Annotated in this window: 9 protein-coding genes, 2 tRNA genes, 3 rRNA genes and 2 pseudogenes; 6 read left to right on the forward strand and 10 right to left on the reverse strand. The window is 48.3% G+C overall.

The window, feature by feature from the left end:
* The first annotated feature begins 149 nt into the window (after positions 1 to 149).
* The 4 genes and pseudogenes from hrpA to IUJ45_RS05480 all read left to right on the forward strand — a co-directional run bounded on the left by hrpA (position 150) and on the right by IUJ45_RS05480 (position 7,715).
* On the forward strand, positions 150 to 1,541 hold the full coding sequence (gene hrpA / locus IUJ45_RS05465) for an ATP-dependent RNA helicase HrpA (protein ID WP_002247141.1): 1,392 nt from the start codon (positions 150 to 152) through the stop codon (positions 1,539 to 1,541).
* Positions 1,542 to 1,641: 100 nt separating this feature from the next.
* A complete protein-coding gene (locus IUJ45_RS05470; protein ID WP_002218134.1) occupies positions 1,642 to 2,769 on the forward strand; it encodes a PIN domain-containing protein in 1,128 nt (375 codons plus the stop codon).
* 177 nt (positions 2,770 to 2,946) lie between these two features.
* Positions 2,947 to 4,524 (forward strand): annotated as a pseudogene (lpt3, locus tag IUJ45_RS05475) (lipooligosaccharide phosphoethanolamine transferase).
* A 101-nt stretch (positions 4,525 to 4,625) separates the two neighbouring features.
* The gene (locus tag IUJ45_RS05480) at positions 4,626 to 7,715 is read left to right on the forward strand and encodes a DUF3418 domain-containing protein (RefSeq protein ID WP_002246500.1); all 3,090 of its coding nucleotides are present in this window, start codon (positions 4,626 to 4,628) and stop codon (positions 7,713 to 7,715) included.
* 22 nt (positions 7,716 to 7,737) lie between these two features.
* On the opposite strand, the gene IUJ45_RS05485 is transcribed toward IUJ45_RS05480, so the two are convergent.
* From IUJ45_RS05485 to IUJ45_RS05495, 3 genes are read right to left on the reverse strand one after another with little or no spacing between them, the layout of a single operon-like run.
* Entirely contained in the window at positions 7,738 to 8,160 is a 423-nt protein-coding gene (locus IUJ45_RS05485) for a very short patch repair endonuclease (RefSeq protein WP_002246501.1), read from the reverse strand.
* 3 nt (positions 8,161 to 8,163) lie between these two features.
* On the reverse strand, positions 8,164 to 9,810 hold the full coding sequence (locus IUJ45_RS05490; RefSeq protein ID WP_002237377.1) for a TIGR02391 family protein: 1,647 nt from the start codon (positions 9,808 to 9,810) through the stop codon (positions 8,164 to 8,166).
* A 13-nt stretch (positions 9,811 to 9,823) separates the two neighbouring features.
* On the reverse strand, positions 9,824 to 10,879 hold the full coding sequence (locus IUJ45_RS05495) for a DNA cytosine methyltransferase (RefSeq protein WP_002221681.1): 1,056 nt from the start codon (positions 10,877 to 10,879) through the stop codon (positions 9,824 to 9,826).
* Positions 10,880 to 11,168: 289 nt separating this feature from the next.
* Here IUJ45_RS05495 and IUJ45_RS05500 point away from each other — a divergent pair, with 289 nt between their 5' ends.
* The gene (locus IUJ45_RS05500) at positions 11,169 to 11,381 is read left to right on the forward strand and encodes an SWIM zinc finger family protein (RefSeq protein WP_002234366.1); all 213 of its coding nucleotides are present in this window, start codon (positions 11,169 to 11,171) and stop codon (positions 11,379 to 11,381) included.
* 196 nt (positions 11,382 to 11,577) lie between these two features.
* Positions 11,578 to 11,846: pseudogene (locus IUJ45_RS11190) on the forward strand (5'-nucleotidase).
* Positions 11,847 to 11,935: 89 nt separating this feature from the next.
* Here IUJ45_RS11190 and IUJ45_RS05510 read toward each other — a convergent pair.
* The 7 genes from IUJ45_RS05510 to IUJ45_RS05540 form a co-directional block, all read right to left on the reverse strand.
* On the reverse strand, positions 11,936 to 12,385 hold the full coding sequence (locus tag IUJ45_RS05510) for a type IV pilin protein (protein ID WP_002237378.1): 450 nt from the start codon (positions 12,383 to 12,385) through the stop codon (positions 11,936 to 11,938).
* 87 nt (positions 12,386 to 12,472) lie between these two features.
* Positions 12,473 to 12,937 carry a ComEA family DNA-binding protein gene (locus IUJ45_RS05515; RefSeq protein ID WP_010981060.1) on the reverse strand — a complete coding sequence of 155 codons (465 nt, stop codon included), beginning with the start codon at positions 12,935 to 12,937 and terminating at the stop codon, positions 12,473 to 12,475.
* Between the two features lie 35 nt (positions 12,938 to 12,972).
* A 5S ribosomal RNA gene (gene rrf / locus IUJ45_RS05520) occupies positions 12,973 to 13,086 on the reverse strand.
* Positions 13,087 to 13,182: 96 nt separating this feature from the next.
* Positions 13,183 to 16,074 (reverse strand): 23S ribosomal RNA (locus IUJ45_RS05525).
* 406 nt (positions 16,075 to 16,480) lie between these two features.
* Positions 16,481 to 16,556: transfer RNA gene (locus IUJ45_RS05530), tRNA-Ala, on the reverse strand.
* A 6-nt stretch (positions 16,557 to 16,562) separates the two neighbouring features.
* Positions 16,563 to 16,639: transfer RNA gene (locus IUJ45_RS05535), tRNA-Ile, on the reverse strand.
* A 101-nt stretch (positions 16,640 to 16,740) separates the two neighbouring features.
* Positions 16,741 to 18,281 (reverse strand): 16S ribosomal RNA (locus IUJ45_RS05540).
* The 16S, 23S and 5S rRNA genes sit together here with 2 tRNA genes alongside, the layout of an rRNA operon.
* Positions 18,282 to 18,508: the final 227 nt, after the last annotated feature.

Here is an 18,508-nt window from a genome sequence, read left to right on the forward strand (position 1 = left end):
TACCGTTCCGCCGCCGCTTGAAATTTCAGCAACAATGCCGTCTGAACGACAGAATGCGGTTTTCAGACGGCATTTCCCCATCCCGATATTGCCCGAACCCAACCAAAGCGTTTGCTATAATTTCATTTTTACCGTACCCGCACACAAATATGTCCCCCAATTTCGCCCAAACCCTCTCCAAAGACCGCCACTTCCTGCAATCCGCCTTCAAAAATCCCAACAAATACGGCGGCTTGTCCAAAGTCGAGGAAAAATACCGAAAATCGCACGAAATCTTTTTGAAACGTTTGGCCGCCTTGCCCAAACCCGAATTCGACAACACCCTGCCCGTTCACGAGAAACTTGACGAAATCAAAAAAGCCATTGCCGAGCATCAGGTAACGATTATTTGCGGCGAAACCGGTTCGGGCAAAACCACGCAGCTGCCCAAGATTTGTTTAGAACTCGGGCGTGGGGCGGCGGGGCTGATCGGGCATACCCAGCCGCGCCGTTTGGCCGCGCGCTCCGTGGCAGAGCGGATTGCCGAAGAGCTGAAATCCGAAATCGGCAGCGCGGTCGGCTATAAAGTACGCTTCACCGACCACACCTCGCGCGATGCCTGCGTCAAGCTGATGACCGACGGCATCCTGCTGGCGGAAACGCAGACCGACCGTTATCTCGCCGCCTACGACACGATTATCATTGACGAAGCGCACGAGCGCAGCCTGAACATCGACTTCCTCTTGGGCTATTTGAAACAACTGCTGCCGCGCCGCCCCGATTTGAAAGTCATCATCACCTCGGCAACCATAGACGCAGAACGCTTCTCCCAACACTTCAACGGCGCGCCCGTGCTGGAAGTGAGCGGACGCACCTATCCCGTCGAAATCCTCTACCGACCGCTGACCGGCAAAGACGAAGACGACGCAGAAGTGGAGTTGACCGACGCGATTGTCGATGCGGCGGACGAATTAGCGCGACACGGCGAAGGCGATATTTTGGTATTCCTGCCGGGCGAGCGCGAAATCCGCGAAACTGCCGAAGCCTTACGCAAATCTACACTGCGCCGCAACGACGAAATCCTTCCCCTGTTCGCACGCCTGTCGCACGCCGAGCAGCACAAAATCTTCCACCCTTCAGGCGCGAAACGCCGCATCGTATTGGCAACCAACGTCGCCGAAACCTCGCTTACCGTGCCGGGCATCAAATACGTCATCGACACCGGCCTCGCGCGCGTCAAACGCTATTCCGCACGGGCAAAGGTGGAGCAGCTTCATGTCGAAAAAATCTCTCAAGCCGCCGCCCGCCAACGCTCCGGCCGCTGCGGACGCGTCTCCGCAGGCGTGTGTATCAGACTGTTTTCAGAAGAAGATTTCAACAGCCGCCCCGAATTTACCGACCCAGAAATCGTCCGCAGCAACCTCGCCGCCGTCATCCTGCGCATGGCATCGCTGAACCTGGGCGATGTGGCGGCATTCCCATTTTTAGAAATGCCCGATTCGCGGTATATCAATGACGGTTTTCAGGTATTGCTGGAATTGGGGGCGGTAGAGGCCGTCTGAAAACAAGTAGGATATACACTTCTACCTGACAAAGACCAACAAACGATAAAACTACGGCACATCTAGATGCCCAACCTACAACATTGCACACGGTAAAAACATGAAACACTTACTCATCGATTTTGAAAACGTCCAGCCGCAAAACTTAGACAAATTACCAACCGAAAATACCCATATTTGGCTATTTATAGGTGTATTACACAAAATGTTACCTATTAGTCTGGTGCAATCCCTACTACGTTTCGGCGAACGTGTCCATCTTGTCCAGTTACAAAAAACGGGGAAAAACGCATTGGATTTTTACCTGTCCTATTACCTCGGACAAATTACCGCCACAGACCCCAATGCCCAAATCGGCATACTCTCGCGTGATGGAGGATACGATGTTCTGGTCGAACATATTTTGAAAAACCACCAGGCGAAGGGTATCGTGCGCCTAGCCAATATAGATGAAGTACAACATCAGAAAATTACTACCGAACCGCCGTCAGCATTGCTGGAAAACACTCCTCAGCCTGAAACCACCCTCAAACCACAGCAACCATTAACTTCCTATTTCCAAGCAGCCCTAACTGCACTGCGCCGCCCCGACGCTTTCCGCCCCTGCCGCCTGCATAACCTGCGACAAAATCTGCGTAAGCATATTTTGAGTGATTTGTTTAAAGAAAAAACCGATGAAGAATGCGAAATAACCACTGCTAACGTTATCAATAAACTCAAAGCACAAAACTTCATCAGCATTGATGAACAGGAAACCGTTTCCTACCATCTCAGTGATAATGATTTGTTACAAAGAATCCAACGCCATATTTTAAGCCAACGTCCCAAAACCTACGCTGATTTTCAAGCCGTCGTGCAAAACCGAGCAGATGCACTTCACTTAACAGTCGGTACCAACGACATTCAATCCTTTGCGCGACATTTGCGCGACCAAAACCTGATCCGCCAAAACAATGGGGAAATTGAATATGCACCGTTTACTGAACCTAAACCACAGCCAACGCCCAAGCAGCCTAAAAAAACCGCATGGGAACCTGATGAAATTATTTGGAAAAAAGTGATTGCCGCGTTATCGTTAAAGAACCGTCCTAATAAAACCAAAACTTTACGCAATACAATCCAGGCACTCACAAAATCCAATGCACAAGAAACTGACAAACTGCTACAACATTTACAAGATACCCAAGTCCTACGTATTGACGGTACTAAAATTGTGTATATCAAGTAGGATGGGCATTTATGCCTGACCTACAAAACCAAAAACAACCTACCACCCTTAATCAACTCCACAAACCCTCTTCAGACAACCTCGTTTTTTGAAAAACAATCTGTAAACAGATAACTGCTGAAGAATACCGTTGCCGAGCCCCAAAACCCGTACTGCAACTTTTATTGTGAACTTCCCATTATGAAAAAATCCCTTTTCGTTCTCTTTCTGTATTCGTCCCTACTTACTGCCAGCGAAATTGCTTATCGCTTTGTATTCGGAATTGAAACCTTACCGGCTGCAAAAATGGCAGAAACGTTTGCGCTGACATTTGTGATTGCTGCGCTGTATCTGTTTGCGCGTTATAAGGCAACGCGTTTGTTGATTGCGGTGTTTTTCGCGTTCAGCATTATTGCCAACAATGTGCATTACGCGGTTTATCAAAGCTGGATAACGGGCATTAATTATTGGCTGATGCTGAAAGAGATTACCGAAGTTGGCGGCGCAGGGGCGTCGATGTTGGATAAGTTGTGGCTGCCTGCGTTGTGGGGCGTGTTGGAAGTCATGTTGTTTTGCAGCCTTGCCAAGTTCCGCCGTAAGACGCATTTTTCTGCCGATATACTGTTTGCCTTCCTAATGCTGATGATTTTCGTGCGTTCGTTCGACACGAAACAAGAACACGGTATTTCGCCCAAACCGACATACAGCCGCATCAAAGCCAATTATTTCAGCTTCGGTTATTTTGTCGGACGCGTGTTGCCGTATCAGTTGTTTGATTTAAGCAAGATTCCTGTGTTCAAACAGCCTGCTCCAAGCAGAATCGGGCAAGGCAGTATTCAAAATATCGTCCTGATTATGGGCGAAAGCGAAAGCGCGGCGCATTTGAAATTGTTTGGCTACGGGCGCGAAACTTCGCCGTTTTTGACCCAGCTTTCGCAAGCCGATTTTAAGCCGATTGTGAAACAAAGTTATTCCGCAGGCTTTATGACGGCAGTATCCCTGCCCAGTTTCTTTAACGTCATACCGCATGCCAACGGCTTGGAACAAATCAGCGGCGGCGATACCAATATGTTCCGCCTCGCCAAAGAGCAGGGCTATGAGACGTATTTTTACAGTGCTCAGGCTGAAAACCAAATGGCAATTTTGAACTTAATCGGTAAGAAATGGATAGACCATCTGATTCAGCCGACGCAGCTTGGCTACGGCAACGGCGACAATATGCCCGATGAGAAGCTGCTGCCGCTGTTCGACAAAATCAATTTGCAGCAGGGCAGGCATTTTATCGTGTTGCACCAACGCGGTTCGCACGCCCCATACGGCGCATTGTTGCAGCCTCAAGATAAAGTATTCGGCGAAGCCGATATTGTGGATAAGTACGACAACACCATCCACAAAACCGACCAAATGATTCAAACCGTATTCGAGCAGCTGCAAAAGCAGCCTGACGGCAACTAGCTGTTTGCCTATACCTCCGATCATGGCCAGTATGTTCGCCAAGATATCTACAATCAAGGCACGGTGCAGCCCGACAGCTATCTCGTGCCGCTGGTGTTGTACAGCCCGGATAAGGCCGTGCAACAGGCTGCCAACCAGGCTTTTGCGCCTTGCGAGATTGCCTTCCATCAGCAGCTTTCAACGTTCCTGATTCACACGTTGGGCTACGATATGCCGGTTTCAGGTTGTCGCGAAGGCTCGGTAACGGGCAACCTGATTACGGGTGATGCAGGCAGCTTGAACATTCGCGACGGCAAGGCGGAATATGTTTATCCGCAATGAGTGGCGTAAAAACCAATAAAGACAAATTTAGATGATGTCGGGGAAGATGCCCGACCGACAAGACTATGCAAAATATGAAAAACCAAGTACGCGGATCAGGCATGGATGCACGATCCAATCCGGCCAATGTTTCAGACGGCCTGCAAAACAGTTCGGGTCATATCGGTACCAACACGCGTTACCGCCTGACCAAACTCGGCGAACAAATGGCGCGCCTGCCCATCGACCCGAAAATCGCGCGCATTTTGTTGGCGGCGAAGAAGCACGACTGCATGGCGGAAATATTGGTGATCGCGTCCGCGCTGTCGATTCAAGACCCGCGCGAGCGGCCGCTGGAAGCGCGCGATGCCGCCGCCAAGGCGCACGAGCGTTTTACCGACAAGCAATCTGACTTTCTTGCCTATCTGAACATTTGGGACAGCTTCCAGCGCGAGCGCGACAAGGGCTTGTCCAACAAGCAGTTGGTGCAGTGGTGCCGTCAATATTTCCTGTCGCACCTGCGGATGCGCGAGTGGCGCGAGCTGCACCACCAGCTTGCCCAAACCGCGATTGAAATGGGTTTGACCACCAAGGAAGCGGCTTTCAGACGACTTTCCGAAATCAAGCAGCTTACGTCGTCTGAAAACCAAGGCGATCAAGACTTATCCGCCAAACGCAAACAAAAACAACTGGATAAGAAACAACACCGCGCCCAAATCCGCGCCGCCAAAGAAGCGGGCTACGAACAAATCCACCGCGCCCTGCTCACCGGCCTTATCGCCAACGTCGGCATGAAATCGCCCGACGGCAACGACTATACCGGCGCGCGCGGCAGCCGTTTCCACCTTTTCCCCGCCTCCGCCCTGTTCAAAGCCAAACCCAAATGGGTGATGGCGGCAGAACTCGTTGAAACGACAAAACTTTATGCGCGCGACGTCGCCGTTATCCAGCCCGAATGGATTGAGCAGGAAGCCCCGCACCTCGTCCGCTACCACTATTTCGAGCCGCACTGGGAACAAAAACGCGGCGAAGTCGTCGCCAGCGAACGCGTGACGCTTTACGGCCTGACCGTATTGCCGCGCCGCCCCGTGCCTTACGGCAAAGTTGCGCCCGAAGAAGCACGTGAAATCTTTATCCGCAGCGCGTTGGTGGCGCAGGAATGCGATTTGAAAGCGGATTTTTTTGTCCACAATAAAAAGCTGATTAAAGAAATTACCGAACTCGAACACAAATCGCGCAAGCAAGACGTATTGGTCGACGACGAAGCCCTGTTTGCGTTTTATCACGAACGGCTGCCCGATTTTTATACGGCGGATGCGGTTTCAGACGGTCTGCGTCCTGCAAATCCCCAGCAAACTGCCCCCTCCTACGCGAGGGAAGAACGGAGAGAGGGCAAAACAGTTGCCGCACAAACCAACTTCTCCGCAACCGCAGCAAACCCTCTCCCTAACCCTCTCCCACAGGAGAGGGAGCAGAGTGCCGCAGCTTCAGCGGTTTCAAACGACCTGCATCCTGCAAATCCCCAACAAACCGCCCCCTCCCCCGTGGGGGAGGGTCGGGGAGAGGGCAAAACAGTTGCCTCTCAAACCAACTTCTCCGCAACCACAGCAAACCCTCTCCCTAACCCTCTCCCACAGGAGGGGGAACAGAGTGCCGCAGCTTCAGCGGTTTCAAACGACCCCAAACCCAAAAAGCAGCCTGCACCCCCAAAAGGCCGTCTGAAACCCCTCCCCCTCGCCGACATCCGTACCTTCCAAGCCTGGCTCAAAACCGCCAAGCGCGACAATCCGCGCCTGCTGTTCCTCAGCCGCGACGATTTGATGCAACACGCTGCCGCGCACATTACCGAAGAGCAATTCCCCAAATTCTGGCAAACCGCAGACGGTAAGTTCAAACTTTCCTACCGCTTCGAGCCGCACCATCCGCTCGACGGTGTAACCATGACCGTGCCGCTGACCGTCCTCAACCGCCTGCACGCGCCGTCGCTCGAATGGCTGGTGCCCGGTATGTTGCGCGAAAAAATCCAGCTGCTGATTAAAGCCCTACCGAAGCAAATCCGCCGCATTTGCGTGCCCGTACCCGATTTCATCACCAAATTTCTCGAAAGCAATCCCGACCGCCAAGCGGTCATTATTCCCCAGTTGGCGCACTTTATCGCCAAAAGCGCAGGCGATATGCGGATTTTCGAGCAAATCGACCAAGACGCATGGGCGGCGCAAGAATTGCCCGAACACTGCTATCTGAATCTGCTCATCATCGACGACGGCGGACAAGAGCTTGCCGGCGGCCGCAAACTGCACGAATTGCAACAACAGCTCGGCCAAGCCGCCGCCGTCACCTTCCGCGACAACACCCAAGAATTCGAGCGCGACAACGTTACCACATGGGATATCGGTACCCTGCCCGAATCCATCAAATTCGCCCGCGGCAAACAACAGCTCACCGGCTACCTCGGTCTGCAAAAAGAAAAAGACGGCCGCATCGCCCTGCGCCTGTGTGACACCACCGAAGCTGCCGAACAGGCACACCGTCAAGGCGTCATCGAATTGATGAAGCTGCAATTAAAAGAGCAGGTAAAAGACCTGAACAAAGGCATCCAAGGCTTTACCCAAGCCGCCATGCTGCTCAAACACATCAACGCCGACACCCTGCGCGACGACCTCACCCAAGCCGTTTGTGACCGCGCCTTTATCGGCGAAGACGAGCTGCCGCGCAACGAAAAAGCCTTCAAAGAACAAATCAAACGCGCCCGCAGCCGCCTGCCCGCCGTCAAAGAAGCCCTCAGCCGCTACCTGCAGGAAACCGCCGCCGCCTACGCCGAACTGAACGGCAAACTCGGCAAACACCCATTGACCCACCTTCTAAGACTACGCCTGCAAACCCTGCTCGCCGCCGGCTTCGCCACCCGCACCCCGTGGGCACAATGGCCGCGCCTCCCCATCTACCTCAAAGCCATGACCCTGCGCCTCGAAAAATACAGCAGCAACCCCGCCCGCGACGCAGCCCGCGAAGCCGATATACAGGAATTGGAACAAATGTGGCAGGAAAAAAACGACGGTTTGGTGAAACAAGGACTACCCGTTTCAGACGACCTCACCGCGTTTAAATGGATGATCGAAGAATTGAGGGTGTCGCTGTTCGCGCAGGAATTGAAGACACCGTATCCGGTGTCGGTGAAGCGGCTGTTGAAAGAGTGGGAGGATCTTAATTAAAGGAAGATGCCGTCTAATTTTTTCAGACGGCATCTTTTATTTCCCTGACCAACCGATTTAATCGCTCCCTACAAATAGCTTTATTTTTTAATTCGCACTCCCAAACGACAATCACTTTGAAACCGATCTTTTCCAGCTCGGTTTCATTTTTAATATCACGTTCGCAATTTTTTGTGATTTTTTCCAACCAAAAATCCGTATTGCTTTTCGGGATATGTCCTTTATTACAAGAATGCCCGTACCAAAAACAGCCGTGTATAAACACGACTGTTTTATATTTCGACAAAACGATATCCGGTTTGCCTACATAGCGTTTATCGTTTTTCCGATAACGGAAACCTTGGAAAAAAAGAAATTTCCTTACCAATACTTCCGGTTTGGTTTCTTTGCTATGGATTTTTAACATCACGAAAGAACGTTTGGATGTAGTGAAAATATCGGTCATAAATTACTTGGAAGATACCACCTTCGATCGTTTTTTTGTCTGTTCCACTTTTCTTAACAAATACGAAACCAAGCTTATTAAATCCAAAGCATCCTTATCATTAAAAATACTAGGAGATAAATTTGCTCTTAACTCATGTTGTACAGGATTTCTAAATCCAGTCCATGTTCCGCATGCAAGCTGTTCAAGACCATCTTCTAAATTTTGTTCCGCCTTCGTTTTGTTATTCGTTAATAGAAGTATAGAATTTTTACTCCCGAAAGCTTGTTCAATCAATTCTCTTCCGTCTATGCTATGAAGACCTGTTTGCTTCTGAACCTTATCTTCGAAAACTTTAACTGCCTCGATTGCAGCACTTAAATAATCCTTCTTTTCATTGTAAAAATCATTACAGGCAGTATGCAAATCCTGATGCAAATGCCGCCAATGATAGTAAGGATATTCTGGAATAATACTATGTAAGGCAGAGATTACTTCCGCTTGCTCTTTATTTGTAAGCTCCGAATCTTCCAAACGATTCAAAATAACTTCTACTGGTTCCCTTTCCTTTTCTGGCAATTTGTTTTTCCAATCTTCGATATCAACTCCGCTTTCGCCTTTCACTTCGTCATCTTTCTCTTTTTTTCTTCTTTTTCTCCAATCTTGCCCGATGGCTCGGACGATCTCCCCAAGGAAAACACGTAATTTTGAGGTTTTTGAATGCTTCCAGTCTAATGATGTCCTGTCGGTAGCAATTAAATCTTCATCGTCATTATCTATAAAGTCCACATTCAGCCATCCAGTCAAATATGAATAGAAATGGCTGGATTCGCTATCAGTGAAAAACTCGGGCATATTTACCATTCTGCCGTTGGCAAACAAGGTAATACCTTTCATATTATTCTTTAAAGGTTTTTCCGTTGTAATGAACTTACCTTGTATTAATCCGCTGTATTCATACTGTTCGAATTTTGAAGATAACGATGAAATATTGGTTGCTAAATCCTGGTATTCCCATTCGAATTGTGGGGTAACAAGATCATATTTTAGATTTCCATCAATGATTTTAGGTTCAGAGCCGTTCAAGCTTACTTTGATTTTAAAATCCTGAGCCGGAAAATCAAACAAGCGGGAAAGATGCTCTACATAATTATCTAACGGATATCCTTGCTTTTTCGTCAGTTCGGTTAAAGTTATGGTTGTCCCGCTTTCGATATTGGATTCAACAGATTCTTTTCGAAACTCCGGTTGATAAATACCCTTGCTTCTTCGAATCTCTGCATAATCCAAAGTAAAAGTAACCCTTTCGTTTCCCTGGATAGTAGAAATTTCAATTTTGTTGCCAAGCCCGAATAATGCCAATTTACCAAGGCCTTTTTTACCCGTTGGAATTCTTCCGCACGGGGAGGCTTGTTTTTCTTCCCTTCTGTTCCGACCGATTCTCAAATAAAAATCATTGATTTCATCGAAGCTCATTCCTATACCATTATCTTTAATAACGATTTTATGCTCCGGTTTATCGAATAACCTAACTTCCACTTCCGTAGCACATGCATCGTAGGCATTCGCTATCAACTCGGCAATCGCAGGAACAGTGTGCGAATACATCTTTACACCCAAATGTTCGATTACGGTTGGCTCGAAACTCATTTTCAATTTTTCTTCAGACATGTTTTCTCCTTTTCTAACATTCGATATTATCAACAATTGCCCTGCCTATTTTTTCCGCATACATCGGAGGAACGGCATTACCAATCAAACGGGCTATCTTGTCCCTGCTGCCCGCTTTAAAGACATAGTTACGAGGGAACGATTGCAATGTTGCACCTTCGCGCAGTGATAACGCCCTATCTTCTTCAGGATGGGCAAACCTCCCGTTGGAAATACTAAAGAATTTGGTCGTTATGGTAGGTGCGGGCTTATCCCACCATAGCCTACCAAACGTGTCTTTAAAACTATTGTCTTTTCCGATAAAACATTCCAGCTGTAATTCGGGAATATGCGCAAAAGCCAAACGGTTTCCTCCGTTTTTAGGTATCAAAGCCAATCGTTTCAAGTTGATATCAGATAATCCCGCACAGCTATGCATAAAATCCGTTTCGTCTTGGTGTCCTGCAATAATTTTGGGAAAGCCATTTTCCATTCCCAAAACATCGCGTACCGTAAGCCGTTTGCCCGAATACTTGACTGGTTCCAGCTTTTCTTTGGTTATTCTGTTTGCAATTAACGTAAATCTTTTACGGCTTTGGGGAATTCCGTAATCAGCCGTATTGTGAATACCGAAATGGACGGTAAATCCTTTTTCTTCCAATAACTTTATGAAATTATCAAGCCTGCTTTCTTTCATTCTGCTCAGAATTCCCGGTACGTTCTCTACAACAACATATCCGGGATTGAAATATTCTACAAACCGCTGAAACTCCAAAAGCAAACTCTTGGATTTTTCCGATTTTCTTTTGTCTGTTTGAATAACACTCCAATATTGACAAGGACTACAACCTATAAGAATCAAATCATCATCATTCTTTTTTAACCCGAGTTCTTTTTCCAAGGTTTCAGGCTGCAATTCAAAAACATCAGCCTGTATAAATTTGGCATTTATATTGGCTTCATATGTTTCTTTGCAGCTGGGTTCGTAATCTATCCCGGCTAAAACCTGAATACCGGCGGATTGCATTCCATAGCTCATTCCACCTCCGCCACAGAAAAAATCAACCGCCTTTAACTTACTGTTTTTCATTTCTATTTAAATAATTAGACTAGTGAGAACTAACTTTATATAACATATAATTTATTGCTTATCAAAAATAATTTGAGATTTTATTAAAATTCATGCATCTAAATAAGCAGAACTTAATTTCCTCCAAACGAGCGGATGTCTTCAAATGCACACTTCACAGAAAGGTCGTCTGAAACCCATTTTCAGACGACCTTTTTCCACTTCCCAAAACAAGAATTCCCACCCCCTCCCCAAACGTCGCCCGAACCAGTAAACTCCCCATATTTCAACAACTTCTTGGAAGCCAACCATGCCCCGTATCCACCCTCCTCACCTGTTCCCGCCCCATATCGCCGAACGCGGCCTTTTGTATTTTCAGCAGGGCAAGGTTCGCGATGTCCGAAAAACTTCCGCCGGGCGTTATCGGGCGGAGGTATGCGGTTTGGAAAACTATTGGGTATGGCTGAAGCTGGATAGTGATTTGTATATTAAAGACGAAAGCTGCGATTGCCCTTATGTCTAAAGGTGCAAACATACCTTAAATTACTATATTACATAGGCAAAATACAAGCCTATAACGAATTGGAAACAAAATGCCGTCTGAAAACATCTTCAGACGGCATTATAAAATCTGTTCACCTTTTCAGATGAGTAATGTACACCCCTATACAATTTTTGCTACTATACCCCATAAATCCACGGCTAAAGATATCCTTATTATGTCCTATGATTTATCGAAACGACTTGTAATCGGCTTAGCATCAAGTGCCCTATTCGACTTATCCGAATCGGATAATATATTTAGAATGGAAGGGGCAGAAACCTATAGGCAATATCAGAGAGAAAAACAAAACCATCCCCTAAAAAAGGCGTTGTCTTTCCATTTATTAAAAAACTTCTGTCAATCAATGAAATAAACCCAAACGACCCAACGATTGGGTTTATTCTTTTATCCAGAAACAATCCAGATACAGATTACGAGTCATAACTATAGGCTTAATATTACACGATTTTCATTCCATCAAGGCGGAAAACCGCACAAATACTGAAACACTATCGATCGATTTGTAAACAAGCCTACTTAAGTAACTTGCAGTCCTTATCATTTCCTTTAAAATAATCCAGCCCGTCACTACACGAACTGGCGGACTTCTTGCAAATAAAGGTTACTAGATTTTCATTCATCTTAATAATAAAAGGATTTTTATCTTTATCTATGGCTACCGCCTTCAACATGAATTTACTGTCTAAGGCCCCGCGCGCGATTCCATTCAAACGGATACAAAAGCCTTCTGCCTCTTTAATCGGCAAACTTGGCCATTTGGTAGATGTTTGTTTAAATCTCCCATTCTGCAGATAAAACTTTTCCATAAAATGTGCATTTTCTAACAAGGCTGCCCGCACTGTATTTATCTTTGCTTTCTCAACATAATTGCGATAGCTCGGATAAACAATTAAAGCAAGTACAGACAATATCAAGACCACTGATATTAATTCAACCAGCGTAAACCCCCGATTATCAGTCATTACTTTACTTCCAATAAGAACAGATTATTCAACATATTTCTTTGAACAGACTTACTATCCCATTCAGCAGTATGCATATTTCCCACTCTATTTTTTATCCGCGGGCAGCACTGGTTTGGCTGGGCCTTTTGGTGCGGGCGCACCGACAGAAGCCTGATCCTTCAGCTTCGCCAGCACCGCAGGGCCGATGCCCTTTACCTTGGTCAAATCGTCTACAGACTTGAACGCACCGTTTTGCGCACGGTATTCCGCAATGGCCTTCGCCTTCGCAGGGCCTATGCCCGGCAGCGCCTCCAGCTCCTGCTGCGAAGCCGCATTGATGTTTACCGCCGCAAGGGAGAAGGCGCAGGAGAACAGCATACAGAACAGCACGAACATTTTCTTCATGGTTTTTCCTTTAAGGGTTGCAAACAATAAACCGCATCTTGCGACGATAAAACGGGTCATTCTAAAATGAATATCCCAAAGTTTCAAGCCGTTCCTCCGCAAACCCGACCGGACGCCGTACGGATACTGTCCCGCCATCCCCGACATTTTTTCCGGGCAAAGCAAAAACCCCCGAATAATCGGGGGTTTTCTGAAAGGGTGTTTGGCAGTGACCTACTTTCGCATGGAAGAACCACACTATCATCGGCGCTGAGTCGTTTCACGGTCCTGTTCGGGATGGGAAGGCGTGGGACCAACTCGCTATGGCCGCCAAACTTAAACTGTTACAAATCGGTAAAGCCTTAATCAATATATTCGGTAATAACTGAATCAGTCAGTAAGCTTTTATCTCTTGAAGTTCTTCAAATGATAGAGTCAAGCCTCACGAGCAATTAGTATGGGTTAGCTTCACGCGTTACCGCGCTTCCACACCCCACCTATCAACGTCCTGGTCTCGAACGACTCTTTAGTGCGGTTAAACCGCAAGGGAAGTCTCATCTTCAGGCGAGTTTCGCGCTTAGATGCTTTCAGCGCTTATCTCTTCCGAACTTAGCTACCCGGCTATGCAACTGGCGTTACAACCGGTACACCAGAGGTTCGTCCACTCCGGTCCTCTCGTACTAGGAGCAGCCCCCGTCAAACTTCCAACGCCCACTGCAGATAGGGACCAAACTGTCTCACGACGTTTTAAACCCAGCTCACGTACCACTTTAAATGGCGAACAGCCATACCCTTGGGACCGACTACAGCCCCAGGATGTGATGAGCCGACATCGAGGTGCCAAACTCCGCCGTCGATATGAACTCTTGGGCGGAATCAGCCTGTTATCCCCGGAGTACCTTTTATCCGTTGAGCGATGGCCCTTCCATACAGAACCACCGGATCACTATGTCCTGCTTTCGCACCTGCTCGACTTGTCGGTCTCGCAGTTAAGCTACCTTTTGCCATTGCACTATCAGTCCGATTTCCGACCGGACCTAGGTAACCTTCGAACTCCTCCGTTACGCTTTGGGAGGAGACCGCCCCAGTCAAACTGCCTACCATGCACGGTCCCCGACCCGGATGACGGGTCTGGGTTAGAACCTCAAAGACACCAGGGTGGTATTTCAAGGACGGCTCCGCAGAGACTGGCGTCTCTGCTTCAAAGCCTCCCACCTATCCTACACAAGTGACTTCAAAGTCCAATGCAAAGCTACAGTAAAGGTTCACGGGGTCTTTCCGTCTAGCAGCGGGTAGATTGCATCTTCACAACCACTTCAACTTCGCTGAGTCTCAGGAGGAGACAGTGTGGCCATCGTTACGCCATTCGTGCGGGTCGGAACTTACCCGACAAGGAATTTCGCTACCTTAGGACCGTTATAGTTACGGCCGCCGTTTACTGGGGCTTCGATCCGATGCTTGCACATCTTCAATTAACCTTCCAGCACCGGGCAGGCGTCACACCCTATACGTCCACTTTCGTGTTAGCAGAGTGCTGTGTTTTTAATAAACAGTCGCAGCCACCTATTCTCTGCGACCCTCCAGGGCTTACGGAGCAAGTCCTTAACCTTAGAGGGCATACCTTCTCCCGAAGTTACGGTATCAATTTGCCGAGTTCCTTCTCCTGAGTTCTCTCAAGCGCCTTAGAATTCTCATCCTGCCCACCTGTGTCGGTTTGCGGTACGGTTCGATTCAAACTGAAGCTTAGTGGCTTTTCCTGGAAGCGTGGTATCGGTTACTTCATGTCCGTAGACACTCGTCATCACTTCTCGGTGTTAAGAAGACCCGGATTTGCCTAAGTCTTCCACCTACCGGCTTAAACAAGCTATTCCAACAGCTTGCCAACCTAACCTTCTCCGTCCCCACATCGCATTTGAATCAAGTACAGGAATATTAACCTGTTTCCCATCGACTACGCATTTCTGCCTCGCCTTAGGGGCCGACTCACCCTACGCCGATGAACGTTGCGTAGGAAACCTTGGGCTTTCGGCGAGCGGGCTTTTCACCCGCTTTATCGCTACTCATGTCAACATTCGCACTTCTGATACCTCCAGCACACTTTACAATGCACCTTCATCGGCCTACAGAACGCTCCCCTACCATGCCAGTAAACTGGCATCCGCAGCTTCGGTTATAGATTTGAGCCCCGTTACATCTTCCGCGCAGGACGACTCGACCAGTGAGCTATTACGCTTTCTTTAAATGATGGCTGCTTCTAAGCCAACATCCTGGCTGTCTGGGCCTTCCCACTTCGTTTACCACTTAATCTATCATTTGGGACCTTAGCTGGCGGTCTGGGTTGTTTCCCTCTTGACAACGGACGTTAGCACCCGCTGTCTGTCTCCCGAGGAACCACTTGATGGTATTCTTAGTTTGCCATGGGTTGGTAAGTTGCAATAACCCCCTAGCCATAACAGTGCTTTACCCCCATCAGTGTCTTGCTCGAGGCACTACCTAAATAGTTTTCGGGGAGAACCAGCTATCTCCGAGTTTGTTTAGCCTTTCACCCCTATCCACAGCTCATCCCCGCATTTTGCAACATGCGTGGGTTCGGTCCTCCAGTACCTGTTACGGCACCTTCAACCTGGCCATGGATAGATCACTCGGTTTCGGGTCTACACCCAGCAACTCATCGCCCTATTAAGACTCGGTTTCCCTACGCCTCCCCTATTCGGTTAAGCTCGCTACTGAATGTAAGTCGTTGACCCATTATACAAAAGGTACGCAGTCACACCTCTAGGGCGCTCCCACTGTTTGTATGCATCAGGTTTCAGGTTCTGTTTCACTCCCCTCCCGGGGTTCTTTTCGCCTTTCCCTCACGGTACTGGTTCACTATCGGTCGATGATGAGTATTTAGCCTTGGAGGATGGTCCCCCCATATTCAGACAGGATTTCACGTGTCCCGCCCTACTTTTCGTACGTTTAGTACCGCTGTTGAGATTTCGAATACGGGACTGTCACCCACTATGGTCAAGCTTCCCAGCTTGTTCTTCTATCTCGACAGTTATTACGTACAGGCTCCTCCGCGTTCGCTCGCCACTACTTGCGGAATCTCGGTTGATTTCTTTTCCTCCGGGTACTTAGATGGTTCAGTTCTCCGGGTTCGCTTCTCTAAGTCTATGTATTCAACTTAGGATACTGCACAGAATGCAGTGGGTTTCCCCATTCGGACATCGCGGGATCATTGCTTTATTGCCAGCTCCCCCGCGCTTTTCGCAGGCTTACACGTCCTTCGTCGCCTATCATCGCCAAGGCATCCACCTGATGCACTTATTCACTTGACTCTATCATTTCAAGAACTTCTTTGACTTTGCCTAACATTCCGTTGACTAGAACATCAGACTTGAATTTCCTACTTTGATAAAGCTTACTGCTTTGTTGTGTCTTAATCCTGCCTTTTGTGTTTCAGGATTAAGTCGATACAATCATCACCCAAATACTGTGTTTGTTTTCTTTTCTCTTGTGAGCGATTTTTTATCCTTTGCAAAGAATAAAAAATCAAAACAAACGCTTTGTCTTTGTTTGTTGATTTCGGCTTTCCAATTTGTTAAAGATCAATGCGTTCGATATTGCTATCTACTGTGCAAATCAAAACGAGCTGATTATTATATCAGCATTTTGTTCTTGGTCAAGTGTGACGTCGCCCTGAATGGATTCTGTTCCATTCTTCCGTTTTGATTTGTACAGTATTGGTGGAGGCAAACGGGATCGAACCGATGACCCCCTGCTTGCAAAGCAGGTGCTCTACCAACTGAGCTATGCCCCCCGTTCTTGGTGGGTCTGGGAGGACTTGAACCTCCGACCCCACGCTTATCAAGCGTGTGCTCTAACCAGCTGAGCTACAAACCCGGATTCTCTTCTTAAGCGAATCTTGCCTTCACTCAAGCTTCTTCCGCATCTTTTTCAGTTTACCGATAAGTGTGAATGCCTAAAGCCTCTTCTTTCTCTAGAAAGGAGGTGATCCAGCCGCAGGTTCCCCTACGGCTACCTTGTTACGACTTCACCCCAGTCATGAAGCATACCGTGGTAAGCGGGCTCCTTGCGGTTACCCTACCTACTTCTGGTATCCCCCACTCCCATGGTGTGACGGGCGGTGTGTACAAGACCCGGGAACGTATTCACCGCAGTATGCTGACCTGCGATTACTAGCGATTCCGACTTCATGCACTCGAGTTGCAGAGTGCAATCCGGACTACGATCGGTTTTGTGAGATTGGCTCCGCCTCGCGGCTTGGCTACCCTCTGTACCGACCATTGTATGACGTGTGAAGCCCTGGTCATAAGGGCCATGAGGACTTGACGTCATCCCCACCTTCCTCCGGCTTGTCACCGGCAGTCTCATTAGAGTGCCCAACTGAATGATGGCAACTAATGACAAGGGTTGCGCTCGTTGCGGGACTTAACCCAACATCTCACGACACGAGCTGACGACAGCCATGCAGCACCTGTGTTACGGCTCCCGAAGGCACTCCTCCGTCTCCGGAGGATTCCGTACATGTCAAGACCAGGTAAGGTTCTTCGCGTTGCATCGAATTAATCCACATCATCCACCGCTTGTGCGGGTCCCCGTCAATTCCTTTGAGTTTTAATCTTGCGACCGTACTCCCCAGGCGGTCAATTTCACGCGTTAGCTACGCTACCAAGCAATCAGGTTGCCCAACAGCTAATTGACATCGTTTAGGGCGTGGACTACCAGGGTATCTAATCCTGTTTGCTACCCACGCTTTCGGGCATGAACGTCAGTGTTGTCCCAGGAGGCTGCCTTCGCCATCGGTATTCCTCCACATCTCTACGCATTTCACTGCTACACGTGGAATTCTACCTCCCTCTGACACACTCGAGTCACCCAGTTCAGAACGCAGTTCCCGGGTTGAGCCCGGGGATTTCACATCCTGCTTAAGTAACCGTCTGCGCCCGCTTTACGCCCAGTAATTCCGATTAACGCTCGCACCCTACGTATTACCGCGGCTGCTGGCACGTAGTTAGCCGGTGCTTATTCTTCAGGTACCGTCATCAGCCGCTGATATTAGCAACAGCCTTTTCTTCCCTGACAAAAGTCCTTTACAACCCGAAGGCCTTCTTCAGACACGCGGCATGGCTGGATCAGGCTTGCGCCCATTGTCCAAAATTCCCCACTGCTGCCTCCCGTAGGAGTCTGGGCCGTGTCTCAGTCCCAGTGTGGCGGATCATCCTCTCAGACCCGCTACTGATCGTCGCCTTGGTAGGCCTTTACCCCACCAACTAGCTAATCAGATATCGGCCGCTCGAATAGCGCAAGGCCCGAAGGTCCCCTGCTTTCTCTCTCAAGACGTATGCGGTATTAGCTGATCTTTCGATCAGTTATCCCCCACTACTCGGTACGTTCCGATATGTTACTCACCCGTTCGCCACTCGCCACCCGAGAAGCAAGCTTCTCTGTGCTGCCGTCCGACTTGCATGTGTAAAGCATGCCGCCAGCGTTCAATCTGAGCCAGGATCAAACTCTTATGTTCAATCTCTAACTTTTTAACTTCTGGTCTGCTTCAAAGAAACCGACAGGACAATGTTCAAAACATTATCTTGTCTGTCTTTCAAACAGTGTGAGGCTCAAGGCACTCACACTTATCGGTAATCTGTTTTGTTAAAGAGCGTTTGAATTATAAAGTATTTCTTCCGCTTGTCAAGATATCTCTCGATATCCCCAACATTCTGTGCTATACTTTTCAGTTCGTCCGCCACT

Source organism: Neisseria meningitidis, assembly GCF_022869645.1.
Taxonomy (GTDB): Bacteria; Pseudomonadota; Gammaproteobacteria; order Burkholderiales; family Neisseriaceae; genus Neisseria; species Neisseria meningitidis.